General features: G+C 74.5%; 6 protein-coding genes. All 6 read left to right on the plus strand.

Annotated elements, in window-relative coordinates; genetic code table 11:
• Positions 1–324 precede the first annotated feature (324 nt).
• The 6 genes from AB0E91_RS13980 to AB0E91_RS14005 all read left to right on the plus strand — a co-directional run bounded on the left by AB0E91_RS13980 (position 325) and on the right by AB0E91_RS14005 (position 12,246).
• Positions 325–3,654 carry an FHA domain-containing protein gene (locus AB0E91_RS13980; RefSeq protein ID WP_361780008.1) on the plus strand — a complete coding sequence of 1,110 codons (3,330 nt, stop codon included), beginning with the start codon at positions 325–327 and terminating at the stop codon, positions 3,652–3,654.
• 182 nt (positions 3,655–3,836) lie between these two features.
• Positions 3,837–5,237, plus strand: a complete 1,401-nt coding sequence (locus AB0E91_RS13985) for an ABC transporter substrate-binding protein (RefSeq protein ID WP_361780011.1) — start codon at positions 3,837–3,839, stop codon at positions 5,235–5,237.
• A 111-nt stretch (positions 5,238–5,348) separates the two neighbouring features.
• Positions 5,349–6,629, plus strand: coding sequence for a sugar ABC transporter permease (locus tag AB0E91_RS13990; RefSeq protein ID WP_361780159.1), 1,281 nt, complete (start codon positions 5,349–5,351; stop codon positions 6,627–6,629).
• Positions 6,626–7,525 (plus strand): carbohydrate ABC transporter permease, encoded by a 900-nt coding sequence (locus tag AB0E91_RS13995; RefSeq protein WP_361780014.1) that lies wholly within the window; start codon positions 6,626–6,628, stop codon positions 7,523–7,525. The genes AB0E91_RS13990 and AB0E91_RS13995 overlap by 4 nt, the downstream gene beginning before the upstream one ends.
• A gap of 150 nt (positions 7,526–7,675) precedes the next feature.
• On the plus strand, positions 7,676–9,835 hold the full coding sequence (locus AB0E91_RS14000; protein ID WP_361780017.1) for a CDP-glycerol glycerophosphotransferase family protein: 2,160 nt from the start codon (positions 7,676–7,678) through the stop codon (positions 9,833–9,835).
• Between the two features lie 209 nt (positions 9,836–10,044).
• The gene (locus tag AB0E91_RS14005; protein ID WP_361780020.1) at positions 10,045–12,246 is read left to right on the plus strand and encodes a CDP-glycerol glycerophosphotransferase family protein; all 2,202 of its coding nucleotides are present in this window, start codon (positions 10,045–10,047) and stop codon (positions 12,244–12,246) included.
• Position 12,247: the final 1 nt, after the last annotated feature.

Consider the following 12,247-nt stretch of genomic DNA (forward strand, 5'->3'; position numbering starts at 1 on the left):
TTGCGCGCCGGTTCGCCCGGCGTTCCGCCCCACTGTAGTGGGGCCCTCCATGCAGTACGTGAGCGTTCCCGCCCATGTTCGGGGGAAAGACGTTCACCTCGGTCCTCCGGTTGCCCGGTCGTGGACGTGACCGATCTCAAATGATCAACGACGCGTTCCTGGTCAGGCACTTTTGGGGGCAGAGCTGACCAATCAAGATCACTTGGCGTCGGAGCGTGGGCGAGTGCCCGGCGACAGGTGCGAGGATGCCTCCAGTACTGGCCGAAGTGCCCGTGCGGGGGGTGGGGGCGCCCCGCGACGGGGCAGAAGGGACCGCTGACGGCGATGCAGATCCGGCTGACCGTCGTAGATCCGCTCGGCGCGTCCTCCCGGCGCGGCCGCGCCGCGAGCCGGGACGTGCTGGTCACGGCGCCCGTGGGCACCGACCTGGGCGCGGTGGCGCCCGCGCTGGCCGTGGCGGTCACCGGCGAGAGCGGCGCGGGCCGCGACGCCGGCGGCGCCCCGGTGGTGCTGTACGCGGGCGCGGAGCGCCTGGACACACGCCGCCACACCCTGGGCGAGCCCCCGCTGGTGGACGGCGCCGTGCTCTCCCTGGGCGCCCCGGCGGCCACCGAGCCCGACCCGGAGCCGGACGGCGCCCCGACCCAGCTGCACGTGGTCGCGGGCCCGGACGCGGGCGGGGTCCATCTGCTGCACGGCGGCCGGATAACGGTCGGCCGCTCCGCCGACGCCGACGTCCCCCTGGACGACCCGGACGTCTCCCGGCTGCACTGCGCCGTCACCGTCGCCGCCGACGGCCGGGTCTCGGTGACCGACCTCGGCTCCACCAACGGCACCACCCTCGACGGCACCCGCGTCACCGACCGGCCCCTGCGCTTCCCCGAGGGCGCCTTCCTGCGCATCGGCGAGTCCGCCCTGCGCCTGACGCCGTCCGAAGGCCCGGCCGCCCGGATACCGACGGTGCCGGACGGCGAGGGGTGCGTGCGGGTGCCGCTGGGCGCGGCCCCGGGGTCGAGCATCCCGGGCACGGGGTACGACGGCACGGAGCCGCCCGCGTACGGCGGCACGGACACCGGGTACGGCACGGGCAGCGCCTCGGCGCTGGATGCCCGCCCCGGCGCGGACCCCGGGTACGGCACTCCTCACGGCCCCACCGAGCACACCTACGGCCTCGGCGTCCCCGGCGGCCGCGAGCACCGGCGCCCCGGGCGGACCGTGCCGGAGCAGGCGGGCGCCCCGCGCATCGAGAGCCGGGACGAGGACCACCGCACCCACTACGCCACCGGTCCCCACGCCCCGGCCGCGTCCGGCACCCACGCCGGGCACCACGGCGTCACCGGGCAGGCCGAGGCGCCGTACGCCGACACGCCCGGCCCCGGCACGCCGTACGACGAGAGCCCGTACGACGCCCCGTACGACGACCCCTACGACGACGGCCCCACCCGCAAGAACACCCCCCTGCGCGGCACCGACCTCTCCCAGGGCGCCCGGCGCCGGGGCGGTCTCGGGGCCTGGGCGCGCAAGCTGACCGGCGGCCGCCCCGAGGAGCCCGCGGCCGAGGACGTGCGCGGCGCCCCCGACACGCTGGTCCAGGACACCCGGCGCCCCGAGACCTGGCCCGACCCCGCCGCGCTGCTGCTGACCGCGCTGGGCCCCGGTCCCCGGCTGTGGGAGCGCGGCCCCGGGCACCCCGAGGCGCTGACCGTGCGCCTCGGCACCGCCGACCGGCCCGCGCCGGACGGTGCGGGCAGGCTGCCCGCCGTACCCGTGACGGCGGCGCTGCGCGAGGCGGGCGCACTCGGTCTGGCCGGTCCGCGCCCCCGGCTCGCGGGGCTCGCGCGCGCCGTGCTGGCGCAGCTCGCCGCGCTGCACTCGCCCGAGCTGCTGGAGATCGTGCTGATCAGCGCGGACCACTCGCGTCCGCTGGAGGAACGGCTCGCGGAGTGGTCCTGGCTGGGCTGGCTGCCGCACGTCCGCCCCGGTCACGGGCAGGACTGCCGGCTGCTGCTCGCGTACGACCGCGAGCAGGCGGCGGCCCGTACCGAGGAGTTGCTGCGCCGGGTCGAGGACCCGGCGGCACCCGGACCCGCCGCGCACCCCGGGCCGTACACGGTGGTCGTGGTGGACGGCGACCCCGGCGGGGCGGCGCTGCGCGAAGCGGTGGCGCGGCTGGCGGTGGCCGGACCGCACGCCGGTATCCATGTGGTGTGCCTGGCGGAGACGGCGGCCTGTTCGCCCGCCTCGCCGGTGGCGGGGACGTACGACGACGCGTGCGCGGTCACACCGACCTTCCGGCACTGCGGCGCTGTGGCGCTGCTCAGCGGGGACGTGGCGAGCGCGCTGCGGCTGATGCGGGTGGCGCCGAGCGGTCCGGTGGGACCGGGCGCGGTCGCGGCCGTGGACGCGGTGTCGGCGGCATGGGCGGAGCGGTTCGCGCGGGCGCTGGCGCCGCTGCGGCCGCAGGGTCCGGCGGGCGGTCCGCAGGCGCCGGTGGCCGTGCCGCTGCCCCGCTCGGCCCGGCTGCTGGACGAACTGGGCCTGGCCCGCGCGACCCCGGCCTCGCTGATGGCGCGCTGGGCGGACGCGGCGGACGACACGGAGTCGCTGGGCGGCCGGGCGCGCGCGGTGCTCGGTGCCGGACCCCACGGTCCCGTCACCGTCGACCTGGTGACCGAGGGGCCGCATCTGCTGATCGAGGGCCCGCCCGGCAGTGGCCGTACCGAGCTGCTGCGGGCGGTGGTGGCATCGCTGGCCGCCGCCGAGCGGCCCGACCGGCTCGGCCTGGTGCTGATCGACGGCCGGGACGGCGTGGGCACCGGCGCGGGGCTCGGCGACGGGCTGCGGGTGTGCACCGACATCCCGCATGTGACGACTCATCTGCTGGCCAACGACCCCGTGCGCATGCGGGAGTTCGCGCAGTCGCTGAGCGCGGAACTGAAGCGGCGGGCCGAGCTGGTGGGGACCGGCGACTTCGCGCACTGGCACGCGGGACGCGCGGTGTCGGACCGGATGGTGGCCCAGCGCAGCCACGGCGGCGGGCGCACCGGCGACCTGGAGTCCCCGCCGAGCACCACCCTGCGGCTGCGGCCCGGTGCGGCGGCCCGGCAGCAGACCGAGGCGGCGCCCGCGCTGCCCCGGCTCGTGGTGGTCGTGGACGACCTGGACGCGCTGGTCTCCCCCGCGCTGGGTTCGCCGGGGCGGCCCGCCGCCGGTTCGGTGCTGCGCGCCCTGGAGGCGGTGGCCCGCGAGGGCGAGCGGCTCGGCGTGCACCTGGTGGCGGCGACCGGCACCGACGGCCGTACGGCGCAGACGGAGCCGGTCCGGCAGGCGGCCCTGCGGGCGGTCCTCGACGCGGCGCCCTCCGAGCGCAGCGGGGACACCAGCGGTGAACCGGCGCCGGGGCGCGGCAGGCTGGCGTACCGGGACGGACGCGCGACCGGCTTCCAGGGCGGCCGCGTGACGGGCCGTATCCCGCGCACCGCGACCCAGCGGCCGACCGTGCTGCCGCTGGAGTGGCAGCGGATGGGCGACCCGCCCGCCCGCCGCCCGGTGCGCGAGCTGGGCAACGGCCCCACCGACCTGGCACTCCTCGCGAGCGCGGTGGAGCGGGCGGCCCGGCAGGTGTCGGCCGAACAGGTGCCCTCGCTCCTCTAGTACGCCCCAGCGCGCATAACCCCACCGTCACGAGCCGGTCACGATGCGCGGCCGTACGGCGCAGGCGCTCTTGCCGCTGCCGTACGGCCCGGCGTACACCGGAGCCGACGGGACCGTGTGCACGTGTGCACCGCGCGCGACGGCGGTCCGGCGTTCAACGGAGAACGACGAACGGGGAAGTGATGCGCCGCACGAGCGACACCAGCCGGACGAACCGGACCGCAAACAGGGCCGCGAAGAGGACCTCCACCGCGCTCGCCGCGCTGCTCGCGGGGGCCCTGGCGCTCACCGCCTGCTCCGGCGACGGCAGTGACAAGGGCAACGGGGAGAAGAGCGGCGGGCCCACCGGCTCCACCGTGACCCTGCCGAAACTGGACGGCGCGCACCTGGAGGTCGCCGCCGTCTGGACCGGCACCGAGCAGAAGAACTTCAAGAAGGTCCTCGCGGAGTTCGAGAAGCGCACGGGCGCGAAGGTCACGTTCGTGCCCGCGCAGGACCCGATCATCAACTTCCTCGGCTCCAAGATCGCGGGCGGCCAGCCCCCGGACGTGGCGCTGCTGCCGCAGCCGGGCGCGATCAAGCAGGCGGTGGCCAAGAAGTGGGCCAAGCCGCTGGGCCCCGAGGCCCTGAAGGAGCTGTCGAAGAACTACTCCCAGGGCTGGCAGGACATCGGCAAGGTCGACGGCAAGAGCTACGGCGTCTACTACAAGGCCGCCAACAAGTCGCTGATCTGGTACAACGCGGCGGTCTTCGACAACGCGGGCGCCAAGGTTCCGAAGACCTGGCCGGACCTGCTGACCACCGCGCAGGCGGTCTACGACTCCGGGGTGACGCCGTTCTCCGTCGGCGGCGCGGACGGCTGGACGCTGACGGACTGGTTCGAGAACGTCTATCTCTCCCAGGCCGGCCCAGAGAAGTACGACCGGCTCGCCCAGCACGAGATCAAGTGGACCGACCCGTCGGTGGCGAAGGCGCTCACCACGCTCGCCGAGGTCTGGGGCAAGAAGGACTACGTGGCGGGCGGCGCGGACGGCGCGCTCCAGACGGAGTTCCCGGCCTCGGTGACCCAGACCTTCAGCGGGGGCGACCAGCCGAAGGCCGCGATGGTCTACGAGGGCGACTTCGCGCAGGTCAACATCGGTGAGACCAAGGCGAAGGTGGGCACGGACGCCAAGGTGTTCCCGTTCCCGGCGGTGGGCTCGACCGCGCCGGTGGTCTCCGGCGGCGACGCGGCCGTGATCCTGAAGGACTCCAAGGCGGCGCAGGCGCTGGTCACCTTCCTGGCCTCCCCGGACGCGGCGACCATCCAGGCCAAGCTGGGCGGCTATCTCTCCCCGAACAGGAACGTGCCGGACTCGGCCTACCCGAACGAGGTCCAGCGCACGATCGCCAAGGCGCTGATCGCCTCCGGCGACGACTTCCGGTTCGACATGTCCGACCAGGCCCCGCAGGCGTTCGGCGGCACCCCGGGCAAGGGCGAGTGGAAGGACCTCCAGGACTTCCTGAAGAACCCGAAGGACGTGGCGGGCACCCAGCGGCAGCTGGAGAAGGACGCGGCGGCCGCGTACGGGAACGGGAGCTGACCGGTGACGACCCCGGAAGCGGCGGCCGGTGCCCCGCCGGGCCCGGCCGTGTCGAAGAAGCCGAAGAAGTCGAAGAACCGGAGCAGCGGTCCGCGCGGGAACCGCCGGAGCGTGACCGGCACCCGCAGGACCGTCGCCGCCCTCTTCCTGCTCCCCGCCCTGGTGCTGCTCGGCGCGCTCGTGGTCTACCCCATCGGGTACTCGCTGGTCCGCAGCTTCTACGACGCCTCCGGGGACCACGCGGCCGGGTTCGACAACTACAAGGCGATCTTCACCGACGACTCCATCCGCACCGCCCTGAAGAACAACGTGATCTGGGTGGTGTTCGCGCCCACCGTCTCCACCGCGCTCGGCCTGGTCTTCGCGGTGCTGACCGAAAAGGTGCGCTGGGGAACGGCGTTCAAGCTGGTCGTCTTCATGCCGATGGCGATCTCGATGCTGGCCGCCGGGATCATCTTCCGGCTGGTGTACGACCAGGACCCGGACAAGGGGGTCGCCAACGCGGTCTGGGTGGGCGTGCACGACACCTTCGCGCAGTCCTCGGCGTTCCCGAAGGCGCACCCGGGCCGTCAGTCGCCGCTGGTCGCGCAGGGCGGCGGGTTCACCACGAAGGACCCGGTGCGCGCGGGCACCCCGGTCGCGCTGCCGCTCCTCGGGGTCGCCCCGGACCAGTTGCCGGACGATGCCAGGCCGGCCGTCGCCGCGCGCCCCGAGCCCGGCCGGGTCACCGGCACCACCTGGCAGGACTTCACCCGGGGCAAGGGCGTCGGCCGGCTCGGCGCGCCGGACCCCTCGGAGGTGGGGTACGCCGGGATGCGGATCGAGGCGGTGAAGGACGGCCGGGTGGTGGCGTCCACGAAGGCGGCCGCCGACGGCACCTTCAGCCTGCCCGCAGCCGCTGATGGGGCACAACTCCGGCTTCCGGCGGCCAACTTCAAGGAGGCGTACAACGGCGTCGACTGGCTGGGCCCGGCCCTGGTCACCCCGGCGATCATCGGCTCCTACGTGTGGATGTGGGCGGGCTTCGCGATGGTGCTGATCGCGGCCGGGCTCGCCGGGGTGCCGCGCGAGCTCCTTGAGGCGGCCCGGGTGGACGGGGCGAGCGAGTGGCAGGTGTTCCGCAAGGTCACCGTGCCGCTCCTCGCACCGGTCCTGGCGGTGGTCACCGTCACGCTGATGATCAACGTGCTCAAGGTGTTCGACCTCGTCTACATCATCGCGCCGGGCTCGTCCCAGGACGACGCCAACGTGCTGGCCCTGGAGCTGTACCGCAAGGGCTTCGCGGAGGGGCAGCCGGGCGTCGCGAGCGCCATCGCGGTCTTCCTGCTGCTCCTGGTGATCCCGGTGATGCTGTTCAACATCCGGCGGCTGCGACGGGAGGAGCGGCGATGACGACGAGCGCCACACGTGTCGGCAGGAAGTCCGCCGACCCACCTCGCACCCCTCTCGGGGCCCGGCTCACCGCGCGGCTCGGCGGCGGTCTGGTGCGGGCGTTGCTGCTGGTGGTGGGCCTGTTCTGGCTGGTGCCGACCATCGGTCTGCTCATCTCCTCGCTGCGCTCGCCGGAGGACATGAGCGCGAGCGGCTGGTGGCAGGTGTTCGCCGAGCCGTCCCAGCTGACCGTGGACAGCTACCGCAGACTGCTGGAGAACGGCGACATCACGCACTCGCTGGTCAACACCGTGCTCATCACGGTCCCGGCGACCGTCCTGGTGGTGCTGATCGGCTCGCTCGCCGGGTACGCGTTCGCGTGGATGGAGTTCCCGGGGCGGGACTGGTGGTTCCTCGCCGTGGTGAGCCTGCTGGTGGTGCCGGTGCAGGTGGCGCTGATCCCGATCGCCGAACTCTTCGGGAAGATCGGCCTGTTCGGGTCGATCCTCGGGGTGATCCTGTTCCACGTCGGGTTCGGGCTGCCGTTCGCGGTGTTCCTGCTGCGGAACTTCTTCGCGGAGATCCCGCGCGAACTCCTGGAGGCGGCACGGCTGGACGGCGCGGGTGAACTCCGGCTGTTCGCCCGGGTGGTGCTGCCGCTCGGCGGTCCCGCGATCGCGAGCCTCGGCATCTTCCAGTTCCTGTGGGTGTGGAACGACATGCTCGTGGCGCTGGTGTTCACCAAGTCCGGCTCACAGCCGATCACGGTCGCCCTGCAGACCCAGGTACGGCAGTTCGGCAACAACATCGACGTGCTCGCGCCCGGCGCGTTCCTGTCGATGGTGATCCCGCTGGCCGTGTTCTTCGCGTTCCAGCGGCAGTTCGTGTCCGGTGTGATGGCGGGCGCGGTCAAGTAACCGCGAACAGAACGTTCTTACGGAGCGGGGGCGGCCCGGGGCGGGCCGCCCCCGCGCATGTCCCCCGTATGCCGTAGGGACCCGTAACCAAGTCACCCGGACGGCCGTTGCCGGGCAGAAGGCCCGCGCCGAGCGACCCATGGATGTCCCTTGCCCAGGTTCAGCGTCATCGTCCCCGCGTACGAGGTCCAGGCGTATCTCTCCGAGTGCCTGGACTCGGTGCTCTCGCAGTCGTACGACGATCTCGAACTGATCGCCGTGGACGACGGATCGCCGGACGCGTGCGGCACGATCATCGACGAGTACGCGGGCCGCGACGCCCGGGTCCGCCCCCTGCATCTCACCGCCAACCAGGGCCTCGGGCCGGCCCGCAACGCGGGGATGGCCGGGGCGACCGGCGACTATCTGCTCTTCCTGGACGGCGACGACACCCTCACCCCGCACACGCTGCGCGCGGTGGCGGACCGGATCAGCCAGACCGGCGACCCGGACGTGCTGGTCTTCGACTACGCGCGCACCTACGGCGACGGCAGCGAGGTCCGCAACCGGGAGGCCGCCCGGCTGGCCGAGCGCGGCCCGGCCCCCTTCCGCCTGCTGGACCGGCCCGGGCTGCTGCGGGTGCTGATGGTGGCCTGGAACAAGGCCTACCGGCGGGAGTTCGTGGAGCACGGCGAGCTGGTCTTCCCGCCGGGCTACTACGAGGACACCCCCTGGACCTTCCCGGTGCTGATGACGGCGGACACCATCGCCACCCTGGACCGGGTGTGCGTGCACTACCGCCAGCGCCACACGGGCTCCATCCTGCGCACCACCAGCGACCGGCACTTCGACGTCCTCGACCAGTACGAGCGGGTCTTCGCCTACGTCGACGCGCGTCCCGAACTGGACTGCTGGCGCCCCGAGTTGTTCCACAAGATGGTCGAGCACTACGCGACCGTCTTCAGCCGTCCCGACCGGCTGCCGCGCCGCAGCCGCCCCCGCTTCCTGCGCCGGGCCCGCGCCCACTACCGCCGCTACCGGGTGCCGTCCCCGCGGCCCTCCCGGCGCGCCCGGGTCCGGCACGCGCTGGTCCGCTTCGGACTGCACCGCACCTACCGCGCCCTGCTGCTGGTCTCGGCGGTGCGCCGCCGCACCCGCGCCTGCGCCACCGACCGGGTGCGGGCGCTGCGGGCCGCCGCGCTGCGGCTGCACTACCGGGTCCAGCTGCGGCTGCCGCTGCGCGAGGACGACGCGGTGTTCGCCGACTGCGGGGGCACGGGGGGCGGCGATCCGGCCGCGCTCGCGGAGGCGCTGCGCACCCATGCCCCGCACATCCGCACCGCGTGGATCGCGCACCCGGGGCAGCCCTGCCCCGCCGGTTCGCGACCGCTGCGGCCCGGGTCCGCCGCCTGCTGGACCGCGCTGGCCCGCTCCAAGTACCTGATCAGCAATGGGCTGTTCGCCCCCGGCGTGCGCAAGCGTCCGGGGCAGGTCTTCCTCCGGACCGGCGACACCCTGTGGACCACCGCCGCTCCCGAAGCGCGCCCGCACGACCCGTGGGACTACGCCCTCTCCCCCGCCCCGCACACCACCCCGCCCGCCGAACGGGCGCACCCGGCCCCCTGCACGGCACTGGCGTACGGCCGGCCGCGCAACGACCTTCTCCAGCAGGCCACTTCGGCCGACGTGACCCGGCTGCGCACGGCCCTGGGCATCCCCGAGGGCACCGTCGCGATCCTCTACGCGCCCGCCCGCCGGGACCATCCGTACACCCGGCGGCCCGTCCTCGACCTGGAGCGGCTGGCCCGTGAGCTGGGACCGCGCTTCGTCGTGCTGGTCCGCGCCGGGCGGGCGCCGGTGCTCTGGCGGCGCGAGATCCCGGGCGTCCTGGACGTGTCCGCGCACCCGAGCGCGGCCGAGGTGTGCCTCGCGGCGGACGTGCTGCTCACCGACGGCGCGCCGCTGATGTACGACTACGCGGGCCTGGACCGGCCGATCGTCGTGCACGCCGGGGACGGCTTCCCCGGTGCCCCGGGCGCGGTCGCCCGGGGCGAGGACGAGGTGATCGGCCTGTTCGTCTCGGGCCGCTGGCGCGACCCCGGCGCGGCCGGGCCGCGGACGACGTTCCGGGAGCGGTTCTGTCCGCTGGACGACGGCCGGGCCGCCGAGCGGATCGTGCGGCACGTAATGCTCGGCCGGGCGGACGGACTGCCCGAGGTGATCCCGGTCGTCGACCGGCGCCCGGTGCCCTCCGCCGCCGCGCGCGCCCTCGCGCCGCCGGTCCCGGTGCCGGAACCCTCCGGGCCGGGCCCCGTCACCGACGGCCACTGAACACCGTTGGATCTTCCGGGAGTTCCCATGCCCCGCTCCACGACGCGGCCCACCCCGAGCCGGCCGTCCACCTGGCGCCCCGCGGGCCGCCCCGGCCGCGCCCACCGGCCGACGGGCCCCGGCCGTGGGACGCCGGGCCGCCCCCATCGGCCGGCCGCCCGCACCCGCTGGACGACCGGCGGCGTCCGCAAGACGACAGAGAGAGCAGAATGCCCCGCTTCAGCATCATCGTCCCCTCGCACGGGGTCTCGGGCCGGCTGTCCCAGGCCCTGGACTCGGTCCTCGCGCAGTCCTTCGACGACCTGGAGCTGATCCCGGTCTGCGACGACGCCGAGGCCCCGGCCGCCGAGGTCGCCGCCGCGTACGCCCGGCGCGATCCCCGGGTGCGCCCGGTGTACTCGCCGCCGTCCGCCGGTCTGAGCGGGGCCCGCAACACCGGGACGCGGGCGGCGGTCGGGGCGTACGTGCTGTTCCTGGACGGCGACGACCTGCTGCTGCCCGGCGCGCTCGCGGCGGTGGACGTCCGGCTGACCGAGACCGCCGGGGTGGATGTGCTGCACGGCGAGTACGAGCGCGTCCCCTGGTGGGAGGGCGAACCGGCCAACCCGGCGGCCCCGCTGCTGGCCAAGGCGCCCAAGGGGGCCTTCGACCCCGCGATGGTGCCCGAGCCGTTCGGTTCGCGGCTGCCCGCCTGGAGCGCGGTGTACCGCCGCGCCTTTCTCACCGAGCACGAACTCGCCTTCCCCGAGGGGCACTTCACCGACCTCGGCTGGGCCGGGCTGGTCGCGGTGGCCGCGCGGCGGGCCGCGGTGCTGCGCCGCCCGCTCGTACGGCACCGGGCGCGCCGCCAGGGGAGCAGGCTGAACCTGCCGGGCACGCACCAGCACACGCTGCTGGACCAGGTGGAGCTGGTGCTGACCCGGGCCGCCGGGGCGGACCTGCCCGCCGCGCGACGGCGGGCGCTCTTCGACCAGCTCTTCACCGAGGTCCTGAAGACGGCCTCCCGTCCGCACCGGCTCCCCTCCGGACACCGGAGGTTCTTCCGCCGGGCCGCCCGTCTCCACCGCCGCCACCGCCCGGCCGGACACCGCTTCCCCGGCGGCAGCCTCGGGGTGCAGCACCGGCTGCTCGCGGCGGGCGCGTACAGCGCGTTCCGGGTGCTGCGCGGCGCCAACCGGGCCGCCGCCAAGGCCGCCGCCCGGCTGCCCCGCCCCCGCATGCTGCGGACCCGGCTGCGCTACGCCCGCGCGCTGCGCCGCCCGCTCGACCCCAACCTGGCGGTGTACTGCGCCTATTGGGGACGCGGCTACGCCTGCAACCCGGCCGCGATCCACGCCAAGGCCCGTGAACTCGCCCCGCACATCCGGTCGGTGTTCCTGGTGGAGGCGGGACAGCAGCACACGCTGCCGAAGGGCGTCGAGCACGCGGTGATCGGTTCGCACCGCTCCTGGGAGCTGCTGGCCCGCGCCAAGTACCTCGTGAACAACGCCAACTTCGCCGAGGGAGTCGTCAAGCGCCCCGGCAGCGTCCACCTCCAGACCCAGCACGGCACCCCGCTGAAGACGATGGGCGTGGACCAGTCGACGTACCCGGTGGTGGCCTCGCGCTCCGGGAGCTTCACCAAGCTGCTCGGCCGGGTGGACCGCTGGGACTTCAACCTGTCGTCCAACCGCCACTCCACGCAGATGTGGGAGCGCGCCTTCCCGGGCTCCTACGAGCAGCTGGAGTACGGCTATCCGCGCAACGACGTGTACTGCACGGCGACTTCGGAGGACGTGGCCCGGGTCCGCCGCGAGCTGGGCGTGCCCGAGGGCCGTACCGCCGTGCTGTACGCGCCGACCCACCGCGACTGGGCCGACGGCTTCGAAACCGGCCTGGATCCGGAGGAGTTCTGCCGCGCGGCGGGTGACGACGTGGTGGTGCTGCTGCGCGCCCACTACTTCTACGACCGCGGTACGGCCCGGAGTTCGGACCGGATCATCGACGTGACCGCGCACCGCTCCGCCGAGGACGTGTGCCTGGCGGCGGACGCGCTGATCACGGACTACTCCTCGATCATGTTCGACTACGCCAACCTGGACCGCCCGGTGGTGATCTACGCCGACGACTGGGAGGTCTACCGGGAGACCCGGGGCGTCTACTTCGACCTGATGGCCACCCCGCCCGGCCCGATCGCCCGCACGCCCGAGGAGCTGGCCCGGATCTTCCGCGAGGGCACGTACGCGGGCCCCGAGTCCCGGGAGCTGCGGGCCCGGTTCCGGGAGAGGTTCTGCCAGTTCGACGACGGGCGTGCCGCCGAGCGCGTCGTACGCCGGGTGCTGCTCGGGGAGCCGCCGGAGGCACTCCCGCCGGTGATCCCGCTCGCCGAACGAGTCCCCGCCCCCGCCGCCGCGACCCTCGTGAGGAGCTGAC

The sequence above is a fragment of the Streptomyces sp. NPDC026659 genome, from assembly GCF_040638245.1.
Taxonomy (GTDB): Bacteria; Actinomycetota; Actinomycetes; order Streptomycetales; family Streptomycetaceae; genus Streptomyces.

Excerpts from the sequence above, each read along its gene's own strand:
- AB0E91_RS13980 (WP_361780008.1), top strand. The coding sequence starts at position 325 with ATGCAGATCCGGCTGACCGTCGTAGATCCGCTCGGCGCGTCCTCCCGG.
- AB0E91_RS13985 (WP_361780011.1), top strand. The coding sequence starts at position 3,837 with ATGCGCCGCACGAGCGACACCAGCCGGACGAACCGGACCGCAAACAGG.
- AB0E91_RS13995 (WP_361780014.1), top strand. The coding sequence starts at position 6,626 with ATGACGACGAGCGCCACACGTGTCGGCAGGAAGTCCGCCGACCCACCT.
- AB0E91_RS14005 (WP_361780020.1), top strand. The coding sequence starts at position 10,045 with ATGCCCCGCTTCAGCATCATCGTCCCCTCGCACGGGGTCTCGGGCCGG.